17 protein-coding genes and 2 pseudogenes are annotated in these 20,779 nt (G+C 71.5%); 2 read left to right on the top strand and 17 right to left on the bottom strand.

What is annotated here, in order from left to right:
* From FRZ03_RS37615 to dxr, 3 genes are all read right to left on the bottom strand, one after another.
* A partial coding sequence (locus tag FRZ03_RS37615; RefSeq protein WP_146469612.1) for an IS701 family transposase occupies positions 1-742 on the bottom strand: 742 nt, incomplete at its 3' end.
* Between the two features lie 287 nt (positions 743-1,029).
* Positions 1,030-2,334: a M50 family metallopeptidase gene (locus tag FRZ03_RS37610; RefSeq protein ID WP_146469610.1), complete on the bottom strand. Its 1,305-nt coding sequence runs from the start codon at positions 2,332-2,334 to the stop codon at positions 1,030-1,032.
* Positions 2,331-3,602 carry a 1-deoxy-D-xylulose-5-phosphate reductoisomerase gene (gene dxr, locus FRZ03_RS37605; RefSeq protein WP_146469608.1) on the bottom strand — a complete coding sequence of 424 codons (1,272 nt, stop codon included), beginning with the start codon at positions 3,600-3,602 and terminating at the stop codon, positions 2,331-2,333. Before dxr ends, FRZ03_RS37610 begins: the two co-directional genes overlap by 4 nt.
* Before the next feature lie 167 nt (positions 3,603-3,769).
* Here dxr and FRZ03_RS37600 point away from each other — a divergent pair, with 167 nt between their 5' ends.
* Complete coding sequence (locus FRZ03_RS37600) at positions 3,770-4,228, top strand: lamin tail domain-containing protein (RefSeq protein ID WP_146469607.1); 459 nt, start codon at positions 3,770-3,772, stop codon at positions 4,226-4,228.
* A gap of 64 nt (positions 4,229-4,292) precedes the next feature.
* Here the strand turns inward: FRZ03_RS37600 and FRZ03_RS37595 are convergent, their stop codons facing one another.
* The 4 genes and pseudogenes from FRZ03_RS37595 to FRZ03_RS40895 all read right to left on the bottom strand — a co-directional run.
* Complete coding sequence (locus FRZ03_RS37595; protein WP_146469605.1) at positions 4,293-6,230, bottom strand: acyl-CoA dehydrogenase family protein; 1,938 nt, start codon at positions 6,228-6,230, stop codon at positions 4,293-4,295.
* 138 nt (positions 6,231-6,368) lie between these two features.
* On the bottom strand, positions 6,369-6,971 hold the full coding sequence (locus tag FRZ03_RS37590; RefSeq protein ID WP_146469603.1) for a hypothetical protein: 603 nt from the start codon (positions 6,969-6,971) through the stop codon (positions 6,369-6,371).
* Positions 6,972-7,089: 118 nt separating this feature from the next.
* A complete protein-coding gene (locus tag FRZ03_RS40900; RefSeq protein WP_261399498.1) occupies positions 7,090-7,671 on the bottom strand; it encodes an FAD-dependent monooxygenase in 582 nt (193 codons plus the stop codon).
* A gap of 133 nt (positions 7,672-7,804) precedes the next feature.
* A pseudogene (locus FRZ03_RS40895) lies at positions 7,805-8,218 on the bottom strand (FAD-dependent monooxygenase); the annotation flags it as partial.
* Positions 8,219-8,351: 133 nt separating this feature from the next.
* On the opposite strand from FRZ03_RS40895, the gene FRZ03_RS37580 reads away from it, so the two are divergent.
* On the top strand, positions 8,352-8,939 hold the full coding sequence (locus tag FRZ03_RS37580; RefSeq protein WP_261399497.1) for a TetR/AcrR family transcriptional regulator: 588 nt from the start codon (positions 8,352-8,354) through the stop codon (positions 8,937-8,939).
* A gap of 147 nt (positions 8,940-9,086) precedes the next feature.
* On the opposite strand, the gene FRZ03_RS37575 is transcribed toward FRZ03_RS37580, so the two are convergent.
* The 10 genes and pseudogenes from FRZ03_RS37575 to FRZ03_RS37530 all read right to left on the bottom strand — a co-directional run bounded on the left by FRZ03_RS37575 (position 9,087) and on the right by FRZ03_RS37530 (position 20,748).
* Positions 9,087-10,532 (bottom strand): aldehyde dehydrogenase family protein, encoded by a 1,446-nt coding sequence (locus FRZ03_RS37575; protein ID WP_146469601.1) that lies wholly within the window; start codon positions 10,530-10,532, stop codon positions 9,087-9,089.
* 129 nt (positions 10,533-10,661) lie between these two features.
* Positions 10,662-12,254, bottom strand: a complete 1,593-nt coding sequence (locus FRZ03_RS37570; RefSeq protein WP_146469599.1) for a PucR family transcriptional regulator — start codon at positions 12,252-12,254, stop codon at positions 10,662-10,664.
* A 91-nt stretch (positions 12,255-12,345) separates the two neighbouring features.
* A pseudogene (locus tag FRZ03_RS37565) lies at positions 12,346-13,110 on the bottom strand (ATP/GTP-binding protein); the annotation flags it as partial.
* 89 nt (positions 13,111-13,199) lie between these two features.
* Complete coding sequence (locus FRZ03_RS37560) at positions 13,200-13,814, bottom strand: DUF1326 domain-containing protein (RefSeq protein ID WP_146463021.1); 615 nt, start codon at positions 13,812-13,814, stop codon at positions 13,200-13,202.
* 215 nt (positions 13,815-14,029) lie between these two features.
* Positions 14,030-15,028: an IS481 family transposase gene (locus tag FRZ03_RS37555; RefSeq protein WP_146467370.1), complete on the bottom strand. Its 999-nt coding sequence runs from the start codon at positions 15,026-15,028 to the stop codon at positions 14,030-14,032.
* A gap of 121 nt (positions 15,029-15,149) precedes the next feature.
* The gene (locus FRZ03_RS37550) at positions 15,150-16,580 is read right to left on the bottom strand and encodes an NAD(P)/FAD-dependent oxidoreductase (RefSeq protein ID WP_146469598.1); all 1,431 of its coding nucleotides are present in this window, start codon (positions 16,578-16,580) and stop codon (positions 15,150-15,152) included.
* Positions 16,581-16,616: 36 nt separating this feature from the next.
* A complete protein-coding gene (locus FRZ03_RS37545; RefSeq protein ID WP_146469596.1) occupies positions 16,617-17,417 on the bottom strand; it encodes an ABC transporter permease in 801 nt (266 codons plus the stop codon).
* The gene (locus tag FRZ03_RS37540) at positions 17,418-18,347 is read right to left on the bottom strand and encodes an ABC transporter permease (RefSeq protein ID WP_146469595.1); all 930 of its coding nucleotides are present in this window, start codon (positions 18,345-18,347) and stop codon (positions 17,418-17,420) included.
* A complete protein-coding gene (locus tag FRZ03_RS37535) occupies positions 18,347-19,492 on the bottom strand; it encodes an ABC transporter ATP-binding protein (RefSeq protein WP_146469593.1) in 1,146 nt (381 codons plus the stop codon). Before FRZ03_RS37535 ends, FRZ03_RS37540 begins: the two co-directional genes overlap by 1 nt.
* A gap of 8 nt (positions 19,493-19,500) precedes the next feature.
* On the bottom strand, positions 19,501-20,748 hold the full coding sequence (locus FRZ03_RS37530) for a polyamine ABC transporter substrate-binding protein (protein ID WP_146469591.1): 1,248 nt from the start codon (positions 20,746-20,748) through the stop codon (positions 19,501-19,503).
* Between the last annotated feature and the right edge of the window lie 31 nt (positions 20,749-20,779).

Below are 20,779 nucleotides of genomic sequence, written 5' to 3'. Positions count from 1 at the left end.
GGGGCCGACGGCCGTTCCCCGACCAGGCAGGCACGGTGGGCTGGGCGTCCAGCGGTTGAACCGCCAGGTCGGCGCGGACACCGACCACGAAGGGGATGCCCCGGTCGGCCACCGCAGCCCTGAAGTCAGCGTTCTGCCCGTATCCGGCATCAGCCACCACCAGTGGAGGCGTCAGCCCCCATCCGGCCAGCTCATCGAGCATGTCCAGGGCCAGGCGCCACTTCTCGCGGTGCCCCACCCCCTCCGGGACCCCGGCCGCCCGGCGCCGCTCTGAGTCCTGCTCCCAGTCCTTGGGCAGGAACAGCCGCCAGCCCAGGGGGGCGGACGCGGCATCGGTGACGGCGTGCACGCTCACCGCAACCTGGCAGTTCGCCTGCTTGCCCAAAGCGCCGCAGTACTGATGTGCCACTCCCACCGACATCCGGCCGTCCTTGGGAAAGGACACGTCGTCGATCACCCAGGCATCGGGGCCGATCAGTGGCACCATCCGCTCAGCGATCCGCTGCCGTACCGGCTGCGGATCCCACGGCGACTGGTTCACGAACTGCTGCAGATTCTGCTCATCGCTGTCCGGCAACCGGCCTGCCATAGCAGCGATCGACTTGCGCCGGCCGTCCAGCATCAGCCCCCGCAGGTAACAGTCACCCTTGGCGCGCTGGTCCCGGCGAGGCACGGACGCGAAGACGTCCGCCACAAACCGGGCTAACTCCGCCCGCACGTCCTCCACTTGCCGCATATCCATACCCACACCGTGCCCCAGACCGGACACAAGCCGCAAACACACCTAACGGAGTCCTATTAGTGCTGTGGCCGGAAAGGTTTGCCGGGAAGCTCGCGGCGTCCGGTGCGGTGCATCGCAAGGCGGAGCATCACCCGCGTACCGGATGTACTCGGGTGATGCGACAACGCGGCGAGGTGCCGTGCCGGGCGTCGCGAGCCGGTGAACCTTTCCGGTCGCAGCACCAGGGTCTTCCGTTTGGATCAGGCCGGATCAGGGAGCGGGGTCCGGCCTGATCCAGACGAGAGGCCCTAGGAGATCTTCACCGGGTTGACGACGTCCGCGATCAGCACCAGGACGGTGAAGCAGACGAAGATCCCGGCCACCACGTACGCCACCGGCATCAGCTTGGCCACGTCGAACGGGCCGGGGTCCGGGCGGCGCAGCACCCGGGCCAGGTTGCGCCGCAGGGCCTCCCACAGGGCGCCGGCGATGTGGCCGCCGTCCAGCGGGAGCAGCGGGAGCATGTTGAACAGGAACAGCGAGAGGTTGAAGCCGGCGAGCAGCATCACGAACATCGCCACCTGCTGGGAGGCGGGGATGTGCAGGGTGGCAATGTCGCCGGTGATGCGGGCCGCGCCGACGATGCCGACCGGGGAGTCGGCCTGGCGCGGGCCGTCGCCGAAGGCGGCGTTCCACAGGGCCGGGATCTTGCCGGGCAGCGCGGCCAGGGAGTCGACGGCGTCGCCGACGCGGTCGGTCATCCAGGTCACGGAGTCGCCGAAGCCCAGCTTCGTCACACCGGTGGCGGAGCTGAAGCCGAGGAACCCGGCCTTGACGTACTTGCCCTGGACGTAGGTGCCGCTGGAGTCCTTCTGGGCGACCAGGTTGGTGGCGATCCTGGCGTGCAGGGTGAGCTGCCTGCCGTCGCGCTCCACGACGATCGGCACGTTCTTGCCGGCGCTGTCGCGGATCAGGTCGGAGAGGGTGTTCCAGTCCTTGGTGGGCGTGCCGGCGAAGGAGACGATCTTGTCGCGCTTCTGGATGCCGGCGGCCGCGGCCGGGGAGGCCGGGTCGGACTTCTTGCAGGTGTCGCGGTTCTCGCTCTGCGCGATGACGCAGGGCGAGACGGAGGAGACGGTGGTGGTCTGCTGCTGGATGCCGAAGCCCATCAGGACCGTGAAGAACAGGCCGACCGCGAGGACCAGGTTCATGAACGGGCCCGCGAACATGACGATGACCCGCTTCCACGGCTTGCGGGTGTAGAACATGCGGGTCTCGTCACCGGGCTGGAGCTCCTCGTAGGCCGCCGAGCGGGCGTCCTCGATCATCCCGCGCCACGGCGAGGTGGAGCGGGCGGAGATCCGGCCGGCGTTGTCCGGCGGGAACATGCCGATCATGCGGATGTAGCCGCCCAGCGGGATGGCCTTGATGCCGTACTCGGTGTCGCCCTTCCTGCGCGACCAGACGGTCGGGCCGAAGCCGACCATGTACTGCGGCACGCGGATGCCGAAGAGCTTGGCCGTGGACAGGTGCCCCAGCTCGTGCCACGCGATCGAGACGAGCAGGCCGAGCGCGAAGACCACTATGCCGAGGATGAACATCAAGGTCGTCATGCACGCGCCTCCGCGGTCGCCGTCGTGGCTGTGATCTCACGGGCCCGGGCACGCGCCCAGGTCTCCGCTTCGAGGACGTCCGACACCGTGAGCGAAGTTCCCGTGTCCGGGGTGCCGTGTTCCTCGACGACCCGGGTGACGGTCTCCATGATCCCGTTGAAGGGCAGCGCGCCGTTCAGGAACGCCCCGACGCACTCCTCGTTGGCGGCATTGAACACCGCCGGCGCCGTCCCCGCGAGCTGTCCGACGTGACGGGCGAGGTTCACCGAGGGGAAGGCCTCGTTGTCCAGCGGGAAGAACTCCCAGGTGGAGGCCTTGCTCCAGTCGAAGGCGGGCGCGGCGTCCGGCACGCGTTCGGGCCAGCCGAGCCCGATGGCGATGGGCCCCCGCATGTCCGGCGGCGTGGCCTGGGCGAGTGTGGAGCCGTCGGTGAACTCGACCATCGAGTGGACGTACGACTGCGGGTGCACGACCACCTCGATGCGTTCGAAGGGGATGTCGTACAGCAGATGCGCCTCGATGACCTCCAGGCCCTTGTTGACCAGGGTCGCGGAGTTGACGGTGATCACCGGGCCCATCGCCCAGGTGGGGTGCGCGAGGGCGTCCTGCACGGTGACGTCGGCCAGGTCCGCCTTGGTGCGGCCGCGGAAGGGGCCGCCGGAGGCGGTGACGACCAGCTTGCGCACATCGGCCCGGGTGCCGCAGGCGAGGGCCTGGAAGAGGGCGGCGTGCTCGGAGTCGACGGGGATGATCTGCCCGGGCTTGGCCAGCGCCTTGACCAACGGACCGCCGACGATCAGCGACTCCTTGTTGGCGAGCGCGAGGGTGTGGCCCGCCTCCAGGGCGGCGAGGGTGGGCGCGAGGCCGATGGAACCGGTGATGCCGTTCAGCACGGTGTGGCAGTCGGAGGCGGCGACCTGGGTGGCCGCCTCCAGCCCGGCGAGGATCTCGGGCAGCGGCTCGCCGGGGCCGTACTCCGCGGCGAGCGCCTCGCGCAGCGCCGGTACGGCGTCCTCGCGGGCGACCGCGACGGTGCGCACCCGCAGCCTGCGCGCCTGCTCGGCCAGGAGGGAGATCCGGCCGCCGTTGGCGGACAGCGCGGTGACGCGGAAGCGGTCCGGATGGCGCAGCACGAGGTCGATGGCCTGGGTGCCGATGGATCCGGTGGAGCCGAGGACCACCACGTCCTTGGGGCCGTCGCCCGCGAGGGGGTCGTAGACGAGGTGGGGGTCGGCGAGGGGTGCCGGATGGGCGGGGCTGTCGGTCATCCCCCCATTGTGGCCGCAAGCGGTGGCGGTCAGGACAGGGTGTCCCCCGGAGCGGTGTGTCCGAATGTGAAGTAGACGTGAAAGTCATGTGATAGCACTTTGGTCTGCGCTTTCGCGCCACCGACCTTCTGCATTTCTCGCGGACGACATCCTGGGGGGATATCTCCATGCGGACCATACGGCTGCGCGCCGCCCTGCCCGCCCTCGCCGGTGCGGCCCTGCTCGCCGGCACCCTGCTCAGCACCCCGGCCGAGGCCGCGGGAGGCGTGCGGATCCACCACGTCTGGTTCGACAGCCCGGGCCCGGACAACCGCTCGAACACGAGCCTGAACGCCGAGTGGGTGCAGATCAGGAACACCGGCGGCTCGGCGGTCTCGCTCAAGGGCTGGGTGCTCAAGGACGCCTCGAACCACACGTACGTGTTCCCGAACGTCAAGATCGGCGCCGGGAAGTACATGAAGATCCACACCGGCACCGGCAAGGACACCACGTCGGACAAGTACCAGGGCCGCCACGCCTACGTCTGGAACAACGACAAGGACACCGCCACGCTGACGAAGGCGAGCGGCGCCAAGGTCTCCTCGTGCTCCTGGACGACGCGGGACCCGAGCGACAAGTACTGCTGACCGCCCGGGCCCGCTCCGGCGCGTTCCACCGGCCCCGGGGCCCGGTCAAGTCCCCGGAGTCCCACTAATCGCCGTACGGCCACCGGGCGTTGTCGGCGGTGGACGGTCCGGGGGTCGCGTCGGCGATCCACGGGCCGTCCTCGGACGGGTCCACGATGCCCTCCTCCAGCCAGGTGTAGGCGCCGCCGAGGACGCCCTTGACCACCTTGCGGTCGAGGTCGTCGGTGTTGGTCCACAGCCTGCCGAACAGCTCCTCGACGCGGATGCGGGCCTGGCGGCAGAAGGCGTCGGCCAGCTGGTAGGCCTCGCGGCCGTGTTCGTCCCGGGTGCGCAGCCGCTCGGCCCGCACGCAGGCCGCGCTCATCGCGAACAGCTCCGCGCCGATGTCCACGATCCGCCCGAGGAAGCCCTGCTTGGTCTCCATCCGGCCCTGCCAGCGGGACATGCCGTAGAAGGTGGAGCGGGCCAGCCTGCGGGCGGCGCGCTCGACGTAGCGCAGATGGCGGGACAGATCGACGCCGTGCCGGAACTCGCCGTACGACGTGGGCAGTTGCCCCGGACCCGCGACCAGCTTCGGCAGCCACTTGGCGTAGAAGGCGCCCGCGTGCGCTCCCGCCCTCGCCTTGTCGGGCAGGGACGTGGCCGGGTCGATGAGATCCCCGGCGACCGAGAGGTGGGCGTCCACCGCCTCGCGCGCGATCAGCAGGCGCATGATCTCCGTGGAGCCCTCGAAGATGCGGTTGATGCGCAGGTCGCGCAGCATCTGCTCGGCCGGCACGGCCCGCTCGCCGCGCGCCCTGAGCGACTCGGCCGTCTCGTAGCCGCGCCCGCCCCGGATCTGGACCAGCTCGTCGGCCATCCTCCAGGCCATCTCGGAGCCGTAGAGCTTGGCGAGGGCGGCCTCGATACGGATGTCGTTGCGGTCCTCGTCGGCCATCTGGGAGGACAGGTCCAGCACCGCCTCCAGCGCGAAGGTGGTGGCCGCGATGAAGCTGATCTTGGCGCCGACGGCCTCGTGCCGTGCGACCGGCTTGCCCCACTGCACCCGCTCCGCCGACCACTCACGGGCGATTTTCAGACACCATTTGCCGGCGCCGGCGCACAGCGCGGGCAGGGAGAGGCGGCCGGTGTTGAGGGTGGTGAGCGCGATCTTCAGGCCCGCGCCCTCGGGCCCGACGCGGTGGGCGGCCGGGACCCGCACCCGGTGGAAGCGGGTGACGCCGTTCTCGATGCCGCGCAGCCCCATGAAGGCGTTGCGGTGCTCGACGGTGATCCCCTCGGACGCCGCCTCCACCACGAACGCGGTGATGCCGCCCGGGTGCCCCTCGGACTTCGGCACCCGCGCCATGACGACCAGCAGATCGGCGACGACCCCGTTGGTGGTCCACAGCTTCACACCGTCCAGGACGTACTCGTCCCCGTCCGGTACGGCCGTGGTGGCGAGGCGTGCCGGGTCGGAGCCGACGTCCGGCTCGGTGAGCAGGAAGGCGGAGATGTCGGTGCGGGCGCAGCGCGGCAGGAAGGCGTCCTTCTGCTCCTGGGTACCGAACATCTTCAGCGGCTGGGGCACGCCGATCGACTGGTGCGCGGAGAGCAGCGCGCCCACCGCCGGGCTCACCGAGCCGACCAGGGCGAGCGCCTTGTTGTAGTAGAGCTGGGTGAGGCCGAGACCGCCGTACCGCTGGTCGATCTTCATGCCGAGCGCGCCGAGTTCCTTCAGGCCCGCCACGACCTCGTCGGGTATGCGGGCCTCCCGCTCGATGCGGGCGGAGTCGATCTCCGTCTCGCAGAAGGCGCGCAGCTTGGCCAGGAACTCCTCGCCGCGCCGCACGGACTCCTCGGTGGGCAGCGGGTGCGGGTGAACGAGGTCCAGCCGGAAGCGCCCGAGGAACAGCTCCTTGGCGAAACTGGGCTTGCGCCAGTCCCGTTCCCGCGCGGCCTCCGCGACCTGACGGGCCTCACGCTCGGTGACGGTGTTGCGGTGCGTGGTAGGTGCGGACATGCAGGCTCACCTCGCCGCGAAGGGGACGACCGGGACCACTCGTTACCAACCAGTGCTACTGGGTCGTTGGTACCCGAAAAGGGACGGCCCCGCCACCCCTCGCGGGGACGGCGGGGCCGTTCGGGTCGGTTGTGCCGTTCACGTGAAGCAGGCGTCGAGCACGGCGGTCCTGTCGTCGCGGAGCTCGTTCACGTACCGGTCGACACCCGCCTGGTCGCCGTCGGTGATCGCGGTGGAGAGCGCGGCGTGGTCGGAGGACTCCGCCTGGATCGCGGACCTGACCGCCGGGTCGGTCGCCACGCCGGCCGCCGCGGCCAGGTCCTGAGCGAGCGTGCTCTCGCCCGCGGACCACGCCTGTTCGGCGCCGGGGTTGGTGACCGGCGCCGTCGCCTGCGTGCCGTCGTACTGCTGGGCGGCCTCGTACTCGTCGCACCCCGCGGGCCGCGCGAGGGGCCCCCACAGCCGCACCGGTCCGCCCGCCCGGACGGCCGCCGCCGGCGCCCGCGTCTCGCCCTCCCGGCCCACCGGCTCCGGCAGGCCCCGGGGCAGCGCCGCGACGCGCGGCCGGGGGCGGGGGCGCTCGGGGCCCATCAGCGCCGTCACCCGCGAGCCGTGCTGTGCGTCCACGACCACGTTGTGGACGCCCGCGATCACAGGTCCGGTCGCGCTTTCGCCGATGTCGATCCGGTGCGTCGCCCGCGGGCCGACGGGCGGCGCGGCGCTGTCGTCCGCATCCGGCACGGCTCCCCCGTTTCGTCGGTCGTCCGCCGCCGTCCGGCCGACGGACGGCCACCCTGGTGGCGCGCACGGCCGCGGAAACCGTCCTGCGACGGTTTCCGTCGCCTCCGCGCCCCGGGACTCACTCCGGGTGCGGCGGCCGCCAGCCGAGGACCGGGTCGAGCGCGCTCAGCACGGCCGAGGAGGGGGTCAGGCGGAGCAGCCAGTCGCGTACCAGGCGGGCCGGGGCGCCGCTCCACTGCGCCACGGCCCCGATCCGGTGGGAGCGCCGGGCGATCATCCGGGTACGGGGACGGCGTTCGCGGTCGTAGCGGGCCAGTGCGCAGTCCGTGTCGGGGTGCGCGGCCAGCAGCGCGGCCAGGGTGACGGCGTCCTCCAGGGCCTGGTTGGCGCCCTGGCCGAGGTTGGGTGTCATGGCGTGCGCGGCATCGCCGAGCAGCACGCACCTGCCGCGGACGAAGGTGTCCAGCGGGGGCAGTTCGTAGATGTCGTGGCGCATCACCGCGTCCTCGGAGGCGGCGGCCAGAAGTCGCGGTACCGGGTCGTGCCAGCCGCCGAAGCGCCGCCTCACCTCGGCCAGTTCGCCGTCGGGACTGCGCTGTCCCTCGGGGGCGTCGGCGACGCCGAAGAGGTAGACGCGGCCGTCGGCGAGGGGGGGCGATGCCGATGCGTTCGCCGCGCCCCCAGGTCTCCCCGCCCACACGCAGCGGCCGGCCGGCGTCGACGATCATCCGCCACGCCGTGTATCCGGCGTAGCGGGGCGAGGGGGCCTGCGGCCAGAGCGATCGTCGTACGGTGCTGTGGATGCCGTCGGCTCCCACCAGCAGATCGGCGCGCGAGACACCCCGGCTGTGCCGGACCTCCACGTACGAGCCGTGGTCCGTGACGGCGTCGACCCGGGTGTCGGCGCGCAGGGCCGTGGCGGGGAGGGCCGCGCGCAGGACGGCGAACAGGTCCGCGCGGTGGATCGTCACCAGCGGTCCGTGGCGGCGCCCCAGTTCCTCGGTGTCCGTGCGGGACAGCCAGCGGCCCGTCCTGTCCCGGATGCCGGCCCGGGTCTCCACGAGGGCGCGTGCGCGGACCTGCTCGCCCAGGCCCAGTGCCTCCAGCGCGCGGACCCCGTTGGGCCACACCGAGAGCCCCGAACCGGCCTCGCCGGAGCCGGCGGACCGCTCCAGGACCTCCACCTGCCATCCGCGCCGGGACAGTGCGACGGCCGCGGCCAGACCGCCGATCCCCGCTCCGGCCACGATCGCGCTGCCCGGGCTCCCGCCCGGGCGCGCCGTTCCTCCGCTCACCGTACGCCCCCTCTACATCTGTAGTAGTCGGTCGCCGTGAATGCTACATCTGTAGAGTGCGGGGGTGCAGGCAGGGAGGGACACGGTGGCAGAACCCACGACACGGCGGCTGCGCCTGGCCGACGCGGCGATCAGCACGCTGGCCCGGGCGGGGATGCGCGGACTGACCCATCGCGCCGTCGAAGAGACCGCGGGGGTGCCCGCGGGGACGTGCTCGTACTACTTCCCGACCCGGCAGGCGCTGCTGCGGGCGGCGGTCGACCGGCTGGCCGAGATCGACCTCGCCGATGTGGCCGACCGTCCGGCCATCACCGAGCCGGCGGACCCCGCCCGGATCGCCGCGGCCGTCGCCGACCTCGTCCAGCACCTGGTCACCACCGGCCGCGAACGCATGCTGGCGCGCTACGAACTGTCCCTGGAGGCCACGCGGCGGCCCGAACTGCACGCCGTCCTCGCCACCGCGGGCAGGGCCCACCGGGCCGTGGCGCAAGAGCTGCTCACCGCCGCGGGCGCGTCCGATCCGCCGTCCCAGGCGCCGGTGTTCGTGGCGTTCCTCGACGGCCTCGTCTTCGATCACCTGGCGGGCGCGGGCGCGCTCCGGCCGACCGCCGACGAACTCCGCGCACGCCTTCTCGACCTGCTCCACGGCTTCACCCGGCCGCTGCACCGGTGAGCCGGTCGGCCCCCGCGGACGGAAACGGCCGCAGCCCCCGCACAGTGGGCTGCGGCCGTTCCGTTCCGGCCTGTCCGTGGCAGGCCGGATCTCGGGGGGTCCCGCCGTCGCGGATCGGCTCCGCCGGACAGGACCGTCCTCGGTGGGTCAGAGCGCGAGGCCGGTGAGGACCAGGACGCGCTCGTAGGTGTAGTCCTCCATCGCGGAGCGGACGCCCTCGCGGCCGACGCCGGACTGCTTGGCACCGCCGTACGGCATCTGGTCGGCGCGGTAGGAGGGGACGTCGCCGATGATCACGCCGCCGACCTCGAGGGCGCGGTGGGCGCGGAAGGCGGCCTGGAGGTCGTGGGTGAACACGCCCGCCTGGAGGCCGTACTTGGAGTCGTTGACCGCGGCGAACGCCTCGGCCTCGCCGTCCACCTTCTGCACGGACAGGACCGGTCCGAAGACCTCCTCGTGGGCGAGGGTGACGTCCGCCGGCAGGTCGGTGAGCACAGTCGGCGCGTACGAGGCGCCGTCGCGGACGCCACCGGTGAGCAGCGTGGCGCCGGCCTCGACGGCCTCCGCCACCCAGGACTCCACGCGCTTGGCGGCGTCCTCGCTGACCAGCGGGCCGACGTCGGTCTTGTCGTCGTTCGGGTCGCCGGTGACCTGGGCCTCGACGGCGGCCACGACGCGCGGCAGCAGCCGGTCGTAGACGGCGGCGTCGGCGATCACACGCTGCACGGAGATGCAGGACTGGCCGCCCTGGTAGTTGGAGAAGGTCGCGATGCGGTTCGCGGCCCAGTCCAGGTCGGCGTCGGAGGCGTAGTCGCCGAGGACCACGGCCGCGCCGTTGCCGCCCAGTTCCAGCGTGCAGTGCTTGCGCGGCACCGAGTCCATGATCGCGTAGCCGACCTTCTCGGAGCCCGTGAAGGAGATGACCGGCAGCCGCTCGTCCTGGACGAGGGCGGGCATCTTGTCGTTGGGGACCGGGAGGATCGACCAGGAGCCGGCCGGCAGGTCGGTCTCGGCCAGCAGTTCGCCGATGACCAGGCCGGACAGCGGGGTGGCCGGGGCCGGCTTGAGGATGATCGGGGCGCCGGCCGCGATCGCCGGGGCGACCTTGTGGGCGCACAGGTTCAGCGGGAAGTTGAACGGCGCGATGCCGAGCACGACGCCCCGGGGGAAGCGCCGGGTGAGGGCGAGGCGGCCCTGTCCGCCGGCGTCGGTGTCGAGCCGCTGGGCGTCGCCGCCGTTGAACCGGCGGGCCTCCTCCGCGGCGAAGCGGAACACGGAGGCGGCGCGGCCGACCTCGCCGCGGGCCCACTTGATGGGCTTGCCGTTCTCGGCGGAGATCAGCAGGCCGATCTCCTCGGTGCGCTCGACCAGGCGCCTGGCCACGTGGTCGAGGGCGGCGGCGCGCACGTGGGCCGGGGTCGCCGCGAACTCGTCCCGTACGGCGTACGCGGCGGCCACGGCCTCCTCGACCTGGGCGTCGGTCGGCACGCTGACGGTGCCGACGAGCCGGCCGTCCCACGACGAGGTGACGTCGAAGGTGTCGTCGCCGGTGACCCGGCGGCCGGCGAGCCAGAAGGCGTGGGTGGAAGTCATGTGCGATTCCCGGCCTTTCCGCGTTTGGGGGCGTCCTTGGCTTTCGTGCTCCACGGTAGGGCGGCGGGGGCCGGGGGTCGCTTGTCCGTGCCGTAGCAGTGGGCGGCCCCGGCACTACTGATTGGACTACTACTCGCCGGAAGTGGCCTTCAGGGCGAGCCACAGCTCCATGCGGACGTCGGGGTCGTCCAGCGAACGCCCCAGGATCTCCTCGACCCGGCGCATCCGGTAGCGCAGCGTGTGCCGGTGCACGCCCAGGTCGGCGGCCGCCGCGTCCCACTGCCCGTGCCGGGACAGCCAGGCGCGCAGCGAGGCGACCAGGTCCCCGCGGCCGGTGGCGTCGTGCTCGTGCAGCGCGCGCAGCAGTCCGTCGGCGAACGCCTTCACCGCGTCGTCGGCGAGCAGCGGCAGCACCGAGCCGGCGGCCAGCTGTTCGTGCTCCACCAGGACCCGGCCCCGGCGCCGGGCGACCGACAGCGACTGTTCGGCCTGCTTGTAGGCGGCCGCGGCGGCGATCGGGCCGGTCGGCGCGGACAGGCCGACGACGACGTCGTCCTCGTCGGCGGCGGCGCGCTCGGGCAGCGCGCGGACCGCCTCCAGCTCCGCCGCCCAGGCGGTGCAGGCGGTCGCCGCGGCGCCGCCGTCCGCGGCCAGCGCCACCAGCCGCTCGCCCTCGGGCACCACGAGGACCGCCTCGCCGGAGCGCGCGGCGGCCGCCTCCACGGTCTCCGCGAGGGCGCCGAGCCGGTCGCCCCCACCCGCCGTGCCGCGCGGCCCGGGCACCGACTCGGCGACGATCATCCGGAACGGCGCGTCCAGCAGCCCGCCGTACAGGTCCCCGGCGACGGCGCGGGCGTGGTCGGGCTCCCCGGCGAGCAGCATGCGCAGTACGGCGGTGCCGATGCGCTGTTCGGCGGCGTGCAGGGAGCGGGAGCGCTCGGTGGTGAGGGTGAGCAGGGCGATGGCGGAGTGCACGGCGTAGCGCTCGGCGGTGCCCGGGGCGGCGGCGGTGCCCACGGCGAGCGCGGCGCGCGGGCGGCGGCCGGTGCCCAGGGAGTGGAGTTCGACCCGGTCCTCGTGCTCGGGGCCGCCGACGACGGAGGAGGCGGGGGCGGGCCGTTCCCGGAGCCGTTCCACCTCTCCGGTGAGCCGGGCGGCGCGGCGGCCGGCCCACTCGGGGGCGGCGGCGACGACGGTGCCCGAGGCGTCGTACAGCGCCGCCCATCCGTCAACCTGCGCGGCGAGCGCGGCGAGCAGGCCCTCGGGGCCGGAGTTCAGGGCCTGCTTGGTCAGCTCGCGCTGGGCGGCGAAGCCCGCGGTGACCGCGCGGTACTGGTCGGCGGCGATGGCGGCGGAGACGGCCTTGCTGATGGCGAGGAAGGGGGTACGGCGGGGTACCTCCAGGAGCGGCAGCGGCTCCTGGGCGCAGGCGTCGACGAGTGCCTCGGGGATCTCCTCGTAGTTGACCCCGACGGCGAACCCCAGCCCGACCACGCCCGCCCCGGCCAGCCGCCGCACGTAGCGCCGCATGGCCTCGGGGTCCTCCGCGTCCAGCTTCAGCGCGGTGATCAGCAGCAGCTCGCCGCCCTCCATGTACGGCACGGGGTCGGCCAGCTCGCTGACGTGCGCCCAGCGCACGGGCACGTCGAGGCGGTCCTCGCCGGCGCGCACGGTCAGCTTCAGCGCCGAGTGGTGGACGAGCGAGGCGAGGGTCGGGGGCATGGGGCCTTCACGGTGGTGGCGGAGTGTCTTGGCCGCCGCGTATGAACGGCCTAGGCCGATTCTGCCTCACCGTACGATCGCCCGCTGGCCCTCAGCCCCGCAGATCCACCAGCAACGGCGGCGCGTGCTCCCCCCGCACGCTGCTCAACGACAACACCGCGTGCCCGGCCGGCACCCCGTGCGCCAACTCGGACGCGGACCAACGCTCGCGTTCGACTTGGCGGACGGTGACGGCGTCCGTGGTGACCGGCTTGCCGGTGCCCAGTTTCCGGACGGCGTGGATCAGCCGGGTCAACGGCTGGTTCGCGAACACGGTGTGCTTGGCGACCTCGGTCGTCTCCACCCATTCCGTGCCCCACGCCTGGGCGAACAGCGCACCCTCCCAGGTGGTGATCCCCGAGAAGGCGGCATGGCAGCCGACCGCCGCGATCAGCGGCTGCCGCAGGTGTTCCGGCACATCGGCCAGGGATCGCAGGCTCAGCACCACTCCGGCGTGACTGTCCCGAAGCCGGCGCAGGGCGCGCACGGACCCGGAGGTGATCGCGTGTGTCGCGTCGTCCAGGACGAGGCAGGCGAACAGTGAGCGGTCCGCCCGGGTGGCCATGCCGGCCATGAATTGGGCGAGCACCAACCGGCCCAGCAATTGAGCGGCTTCGGGATGGGCACGCTCCGGCAGGTCGATCCTCACTCGCAGCGGGTGGTCGAGCGACCGCAGGGTGAAGGGCCGCGCCCCGGCCGAGGTGTCGAAGAAACCCGCGAACGCGGGACGGTCCAGGCAACCCAGCCGGTCGGCAAGCACTATGCCGACGTCTCCCGGCACGCCCGCCTGACGCGCACGTGCGTCCAGTTCCCGGCGCAGCACCACCCATGCCCAGGCCACGGCCGCCGTGAGCAGCACCGCCCCCGGGTGGCCCGCACCGTGGCGGACGGTGATCGCCGTCCGGGTCACGCCGACCACGAGAAGGGCGCCGAGTGCGCGTTGCGGCCGGTGAAGTCCCACGAGCGGCCGTGTACGTCCTTGCCGAGGGCCCGCGTCGACCGGGCGATCGTCAGCGTGCTGCTCGCCGGGTGGAACATGCCGGTCAGCCCCATCACGGGACCGTCCGCACCGAACTGGGGAGCGACCTGGTCCTCGACCTCGATGTCGATGGCGTCCGCCACCCGCACCGCGTGGCGGCGACCGTCGTCGTGGAAGTCGATGGACGCGCGTTCGACGCCGGGCACCTCGCCGATGAGCGGGACGAGCGCCACCATCGGCCCGCCCACCTGGCCGGAGAAGACCTTGCCCAGCGCGTCCGCCTGGCCGTCGTCGGCCGAAGCGTCGATGTACAGCACGACCTGCCAGCCGCCGTCGGCCATCACGCGGGGCGCGTCGGCGAAGACGACGACGCTGCGGTCCGCCACGTCCACACCACCGACCTCACCCCGCGCGACGTGGAACGCGAGGGTCACCTGGCAGCGCTCGTTGTCGGCGGGCGCGGTCAGGCCCGATGTGGTGCACGGGCACACGGTCTCGCAGTTGCAGCTCTCGAGGTACGTACCGGTGATATTCCAAGCCATCTCCGTACTCCCGCCTGGTTCACGCGCCCGGCCGACGGAGCGGAAGGTCTGTGATGTGCGCGCCGGCCCTGTGCGGCGCCTCGACCTCATGGACTCATGGAACCCGGGAACCCACGCGTAAATCGGAGGGCGGACGCGTGCCCCGCGCCCACTCGGCCACAAGATCGCCGCCAGGAGGACTCCCTGGCCCGAACGGCCGCCCGAACAACTCCAGGCTAGCTGTACTGACCCGTGAGGTTGGGGACGCGGCTGGCGGGTGGTTGCCCTTTCAGTGCGGTGTGTCCGCGGTGGTGATTGTATGTGTGCAGCCACTGCGGGAACGCTTCGCGGCGCTCGGTTTCTGACCGGTAGGGGCGGGCGTAGGCCCACTCGTCCAGCAGGGTGCGGTTGAAGCGTTCGACCTTGCCGTTCGTCTGGGGTCGGTAGGGCCGGGTTCGCTTGTGGACGATCCCGGCTGCTGCCAGGGCATCGCGCCAGTCGTGTGAGCGGTAGCAGGAGCCGTTGTCGGTCAGCACCCGTTCGACGGTGATCCCGGCATGGGTGAAGAAGGCGTGGGCCCGCTGCCAGAAGCCGGTGGCGGTCTCCTTCTTCTCGTCCGCATGGATCTCGCTGTAGGCCAGGCGGGAGTGGTCGTCGACGGCGGTGTGCAGGTAGCTGTAGCCGAGGTTGGGACGGCCGCCGGCGGTGCGGGGCCGGGCGGGGTCGCGGTGCGCGGAGCTGTTGCGGCCGCCCTGGGCCCTGCCGTGGACCTTGTGCCCGCCGCCGTCGGGGATGTTGCCCAGCTTCTTGATGTCCACATGCACCAGTTCGCCGGGCCGCTCGCGTTCGTAGCGGCGCACGACGTGGCCCGTGGCCCGGTCGAGATGGGTCAGGCGGGCCAGGCCGTAGCGGGTCAGGACACGGTGCACGGTCGAAGGCACCAGGTGCAGAAAGTGCGCGATGCGGGCCGGCCCCCACCTGCGCGCCAGGCGGACCTTGATGACCCGTCGCTCGGTGCGGGTCGGAGTGCGGCCAGGGCTGTGGTGGGGCCGGCTCGAGCGGTCGGCCATGCCCGCCTCGCCGAGCCGGCGGTAACGGTCGGCCCACCGCTGGGCCGTGGTGGGCGAGACCTGGAAGCGTTCGCCGGCCCGCCGAAGCGGCCAGCCGTCCTCGACCACGCATCGCGCCAGACGCAGGCGGCCGGTCTCGGTCAGGGGTGCATTACGGTGGACCACGAGGGCCTTTCTGGTTGGTGTAGACGTCGCAATCCACACCAAACCCGGAAGGCCCTCACCCGTTCAAGATCTCTCAGCCGAGACCTGGCTCACCTGTCCACAACCTCCCCGGACAGAACAGCTAGCTGTCGAAGCCCAGCCCCAGCCGGTCCATGGTGCGCAGCCACAGGTTCCGGCGGCCGCCGTGGGCGTCCGCGCGGGCCAGGGACCACTTGGTGAGGGCGATGCCGGTCCAGGCGAACGGCTCCGGCGGGAACGGCAGCGGCCGCTTGCGCACCATCTCCAGCTCGGTGCGCTCGGTGCGCTCGCCGTCCAGCAGGTCCAGCATCACGTTCGCGCCGAAGCGGGTCGCGCCGACGCCGAGGCCGGTGTAGCCCGCGGCGTACGCCACCTTGTCCTGGTGGGCGGTGCCGAAGAACGCCGAGAAGCGGGAGCAGGTGTCGATCGCGCCGCCCCAGGCGTGGGTGAAGCGCACGCCCTCCAGCTGCGGGAAGCAAGTGAAGAAGTGCCCCGCGAGCTTGGCGTACGTCTCCGGGCGGTCGTCGTACTCCGCCCGCACCCGGCCGCCGTAGTGGTGGACGGCGTCGTAACCGCCCCACAGGATGCGGTTGTCCGCGGACAGCCGGAAGTAGTGGAACTGGTTGGCGCTGTCCCCCAGCCCCTGTCTGCCCCGCCAGCCGACGGCCGACAGCTGTTCGGGGGTCAGCGGCTCGGTCATCAGCGCGTAGTCGTAGACCGGGACGGTGTACGAGCGCACGCGCCGCAGCAGGCTGGGGAAGATGTTGGTGCCGAGCGCCACCTTGCGGGCCCGTACGGCGCCGTAGGGGGTGCGGACGGCCATCCCGGCGCCGTACTGCTTCAGGGTGAGGGCGGGGGTGTGCTCGTACACCCGTACCCCGAGCCGGAGGCAGGCCCGCTTCAGGCCCCAGGCGAGCTTCGCCGGGTGCAGCATGGCCACGCCCCGGCGGTCCCACAGACCGGCCTGGAAGGTCGGCGAGTTCACCTCGGCGCGCACGGCGTCGGCGTCCAGGAAGTCGATCCCGTCCGCGAGGCCCCGCTCCCCGAGTTCCTGGTGCCAGTCGCGCAGCTCCCGGGCCTGGTAGGTCTCGGTGGCCACGTCGATCTCGCCGGTGCGCTCGAAATCGCAGTCGATGCCGTGGCGGGCCACGGCCGCCTCGATCTCGTCGAGGTTGCGCCGGCCCAGCTCCTCCAGCTTGTGGATCTCGTCGGGCCAGCGGGTCAGCCCGTTGGGCAGGCCGTGGGTGAGGGAGGCGGCGCAGAAGCCGCCATTGCGGCCGGAGGCGGCCCAGCCCACCTCGCGGCCTTCCAGCAGGACCACGTCCCGCCCCGGGTCGCGCTCCTTGGCGCACAGCGCGGTCCACAGTCCGCTGTACCCGCCGCCGACGACCAGCAGGTCGCAGGTCTCGGGGCCGGTCAGGGCCGGCTCGGGCTGCGGCTTTCCAGGGTCTTCCAGCCAGTACGGGACCGGCTGGGCTTCCGAGAGAGAGGCGATCCAGTTGTCTTTGCCACGACTCATGGCGCTTGGGGCCATGATTTCAACTCCCTACAGGGCTTTGCGCTTTTCGGCTTACGCCTTCTGATGGTTACGGCGGTTGGTGATCAGCATCGATACCAGGACGAACAGCACCGCGAGGAGGAACATGGCCGTGCCGATCACATTGATCTGCACGGGCGTTCCGCGCTGCGCCGAGCCCCACACGAACATGGGGAAGGTGACGGTCGAACCCGCGTTGAAATTGGTGATGATGAAATCGTCGAAGGACAGCGCGAAGGACAGCAGCGCGCCCGCGGCGATTCCGGGTGCCGCGATCGGCAGGGTGACCCGCAGGAAGGTCTGCACGGGCCCGGCGTACAGGTCCCGGGCGGCCTCCTCCAGGCGCGGGTCCATCGACATCACACGCGCCTTGACCGCGGTGACGACGAAGCTGAGGCAGAACATGATGTGCGCGATCAGGATCGTCCAGAACCCCAGCTGAGCACCGAGGTTGAGGAAGAGGGTGAGCAGCGAGGCGGCCATGACGACCTCGGGCATCGCCATCGGCAGGAAGATCAGCGAGTTGATGGCGCCGCGGGCGCGGAAGCGGTAGCGGACCAGCGCGAAGGCGATCATCGTGCCGAGGACGGTGGCGCCGAGCGTCGCCCAGACGGCGATCTGGAGGCTGATGGACAGCGAGCCGCACATGTCGGCGACGCCGCACGGCTTTTTCCAGGCGTCCAGCGAGAACCGCTGCCACTGGTAATTGAAGCGCCCCTTCGGTTTGTTGAAGGAGAACACCGTGACGATGACGTTCGGCAGCAGCAGATAGGCGAGGGTGAACAGACCCGCGATGACGACGAGATGGCGCTTGAGCCAGTTGACGACGGGCATTTAGACCAGGTCCTCCGTCCCGGACCGGCGGATGTAGATCGTCACCATGGCCAGGATCGCGGCCATGAGGATGAAGGAGAGGGCCGCGGCCGTCGGGTAGTCCAGGATGCGCAGGAACTGCGTCTGGATCACATTGCCGATCATGCGCGTGTCGGTGGAGCCGAGGAGTTCGGAGTTGACATAGTCGCCGGCCGCCGGGATGAACGTGAGCAGCGTGCCGGAGACCACGCCCGGCATCGACAGCGGGAAGGTCACCTTGCGGAAGGTGGTCCACGGCTTGGCGTACAGATCGCCGGCCGCCTCGTGCAGCCGCCCGTCGATCCGCTCCAGCGAGGTGTACAGCGGCAGGATCATGAACGGCAGGAAGTTGTACGTCAGTCCGCACACCACCGCGAGCGGGGTGGCCAGCACCCGGTCGCCGGCCGTCCAGCCGAGCCAGTTGGTGAGGTCCAGGACGTGCAGCGAGTTCAGCGCGTGCACGATCGGGCCGTTGTCCGCGAGGATCGTCTTCCAGGCCAGGGTGCGGATCAGGAAGCTGGTGAAGAACGGCGCGATCACCAGGATCATGATCAGGTTGCGCCAGCGGCCGGCGCGGAACGCGATCAGATAGGCCAGCGGGTAGCCGAGCAGCAGGCACAGCACGGTGGCGCCGGCCGCGTAGCACAGGGAGCGCAGGAACTGCGGCCAGTACTCGGACAGGGCGTCCCAGTAGGTCGCGAAGTGCCAGGTGACCTTGTAGCCCTCCTCCAGGGAGCCCGTCTGCACGGACGTGGAGGCCTGGTAGACCAGGGGCAGCGCGAAGAAGACGATCAGCCACAGGATGCCGGGCAGCAGCAGCCAGTACGGCGTGAACCGGCCGCGCTTGCGGGGGGCCTCGGCCGCCGGTTCGGCGGGCGCGAGCGGCGGGGGCGCCTCGGTGAGCGTCGACATCAGGCGGCGACCTCTTCCCCGGTGCCCGCGTCGATGGCCTGGGCCGCGTCGAGGCCGAAGGTGTGCGCCGGGCTCCAGTGCAGGACGACGTCCGCGCCGGGGACCAGCCGGGCGTCCCGCTCGACGTTCTGGACGTAGACCGAGAGTCCGGCGCAGGCCGGGCTGTCGATGACGTACTGGGTGGAGACGCCGATGAAGCTGGCGTCGGCGATCTTCCCGGTGAGGCGGTTGCGGCCCTGCGGGACGGCGCCCGCGTCGTCGGCGTGGGCGAGCGCGATCTTCTCGGGGCGGATGCCGACCAGCACCTTGCCGCCGGCCGGGGCGGGCGCGCTGCACCGCGCGGCGGGCAGCACCAGCTTGTCGCCGCCGGCCTTGACCACGACGTCCGCGCCATCCTTGGTGTCGACCTCGGCCTCGATCAGGTTGGAGGTGCCGAGGAAGTTGGCGACGAAGGTGGTCTTCGGGTTCTCGTACAGGTCGGTGGGCGCGCCCAGTTGCTCGACCCGGCCGCCGTTCATCACCGCGACCGTGTCGGCCATGGTCATGGCCTCCTCCTGGTCGTGCGTGACATGGATGAAGGTGATGCCGACCTCGGTCTGGATGCGCTTGAGCTCCAGCTGCATCTGGCGGCGCAGCTTCAGGTCGAGGGCGCCGAGCGGCTCGTCGAGCAGCAGCACCTTGGGGTGGTTGATCAGCGCGCGGGCCACGGCGACACGCTGCTGCTGGCCGCCGGAGAGCTGGTGCGGCTTCTTGCGCGCCTGCTCGCCGAGCTGGACCAGCTCCAGCATCTCCTCCACCTGCTTCTTGACGCTCTTGATGCCGCGCCTGCGCAGCCCGAAGGCGACGTTCTCGAAGATGTCGAGGTGCGGGAAGAGCGCGTAGGACTGGAAGACCGTGTTGACCGGCCGTTTGTACGGCGGCAGGTGGGTGACGTCCTGGTCGCCGAGGCGCACGGTGCCGCTGGTCGGCTGCTCCAGGCCCGCGATCATGCGCAGGGTGGTGGTCTTGCCGCAGCCGGACGCGCCGAGCAGGGCGAAGAAGGAGCCCTGGGGCACGGTCAGGTCCAGCGGGTGCACCGCGGTGAAGGCGCCGTAGGTCTTGCCTATGCCGGAGAGGCGGACGTCGCCGCTGTTGTCTGTCGTCATCGTGGTCGTCACGCCCCTGTGAGCTTCGAGAACTTCTGCTGGTAGGCGGTCTCTTCCTTCTGCGTCAGGGCGCGGAAGGCATGGGACTTCGCCTGCATCGCCTTGTCGGGCACGATCAGCGGATTGCTCGCGGCCGACTTGTCGATTCTGGAGAGATAGGGAACCACTCCCGCGACGGGGCTCACGTAGTTGACGTAGGCGGCGAGTGCGGCGGCGGGCTCGGGCTCGTAGTAGTAGTCGATGAGCCGTTCGGCGTTCGTCTTGTGGCGTGCCTTGTTCGGGACCATCAGGTTGTCGGTCGACGTCATGTAGCCGCTGTCCGGGATGACGTAGCCGACGTCCGGGTTGTCCGCCTGGAGCTGGACGATGTCCCCGCCCCAGGCGACGCAGGCGGCGATGTCGCCCTTGGCGAGGTCGGAGGTGTAGTCGTTGCCGGTGAAGCGGCGGATCTGGCCCTTGTCGACGGCCTTCTGGACGCGCGCGATGGCCGCGTCGTAGTCGTCGTCGGTGAACTTGGCCGGGTCCTTGCCCATGTCGAGCAGCACCATGCCGATGGTGTCGCGCATCTCGGTCAGCATGCCGACGCGGCCCTTGAGCCTGGGGTTGTCGAGCAGGTCGGAAACCGACTTCACCTCGATGCCGCCGAGGGCCTTCTTGTTGAAGGCGACGACGGTGGAGATGCCCTGCCAGGGGTAGGAGTAGGCGCGGCCGGGGTCCCAGTCGGGGTCGCGGAACTGGTCCGACAGGTTGGCGAAGGCGTGCGGCAGATGGGCCGCGTCGAGTTTCTGGACGTAGCCGAGCCGGATCATGCGGGCGGCGAGCCAGTCGGTGAGCACGATGAGGTCGCGGCCGGTGTCCTGGCCGGCGGCCAGCTCCGGCTGGATCTTGCCGAAGAACTCGTCGTTGTCGTTGATGTCCTCGGTGTACTTGACCCGGATGCCGGACCGCTTGGCGAACGCGTCGAGCGTGGGGTGGCTCTTGCCCTTGTCGTCCACGTCGATGTACTCGGGCCAGTTGGAGAAGTTGACGACCTTCTCGTCGGCCGAGTGGTCGTCGGCGGACACGCCGCCCTGGTTCTTGGCGGCGGCGGGGATGCCGCAGGCGCTCAGGGTCCCGAGTCCACCGATCGCGAGCGCGCCCCCGGCGGAGGCGCGCAGCAGCGAACGGCGGGTCAGCGCGGCCCTGCCACTGCGGAAACTACGGCGTACGGCGGCCAGTTCGACCGCTGTCAGGCGGTCGGGTTCGTAACTCTCCATGCACGTGGTGGCCTTTCGGGAGGGGAGGGGG

The organism is Streptomyces misionensis (assembly GCF_007896895.1).
Lineage (GTDB): Bacteria > Actinomycetota > Actinomycetes > Streptomycetales > Streptomycetaceae > Streptomyces > Streptomyces misionensis_A.
Note: the sequence above shows the minus strand (reverse complement) of the source record. Positions and strands in the feature narration are given on the sequence as shown.

Coding starts and splice junctions, on each gene's coding strand:
- FRZ03_RS37610 (WP_146469610.1), bottom strand. CDS start 2,334: ATGACGACCTTGATGTTCATCCTCGGCATAGTGGTCTTCGCGCTCGGC.
- FRZ03_RS37530 (WP_146469591.1), bottom strand. CDS start 20,748: ATGGAGAGTTACGAACCCGACCGCCTGACAGCGGTCGAACTGGCCGCC.
- dxr (WP_146469608.1), bottom strand. CDS start 3,602: ATGACCGACAGCCCCGCCCATCCGGCACCCCTCGCCGACCCCCACCTC.
- FRZ03_RS37575 (WP_146469601.1), bottom strand. CDS start 10,532: ATGACTTCCACCCACGCCTTCTGGCTCGCCGGCCGCCGGGTCACCGGC.
- FRZ03_RS37595 (WP_146469605.1), bottom strand. CDS start 6,230: ATGTCCGCACCTACCACGCACCGCAACACCGTCACCGAGCGTGAGGCC.
- FRZ03_RS37570 (WP_146469599.1), bottom strand. CDS start 12,254: ATGCCCCCGACCCTCGCCTCGCTCGTCCACCACTCGGCGCTGAAGCTG.
- FRZ03_RS37535 (WP_146469593.1), bottom strand. CDS start 19,492: ATGACGACAGACAACAGCGGCGACGTCCGCCTCTCCGGCATAGGCAAG.
- FRZ03_RS37545 (WP_146469596.1), bottom strand. CDS start 17,417: ATGCCCGTCGTCAACTGGCTCAAGCGCCATCTCGTCGTCATCGCGGGT.
- FRZ03_RS37550 (WP_146469598.1), bottom strand. CDS start 16,580: ATGGCCCCAAGCGCCATGAGTCGTGGCAAAGACAACTGGATCGCCTCT.
- FRZ03_RS37540 (WP_146469595.1), bottom strand. CDS start 18,347: ATGTCGACGCTCACCGAGGCGCCCCCGCCGCTCGCGCCCGCCGAACCG.
- FRZ03_RS37560 (WP_146463021.1), bottom strand. CDS start 13,814: ATGGCTTGGAATATCACCGGTACGTACCTCGAGAGCTGCAACTGCGAG.
- FRZ03_RS37600 (WP_146469607.1), top strand. CDS start 3,770: ATGCGGACCATACGGCTGCGCGCCGCCCTGCCCGCCCTCGCCGGTGCG.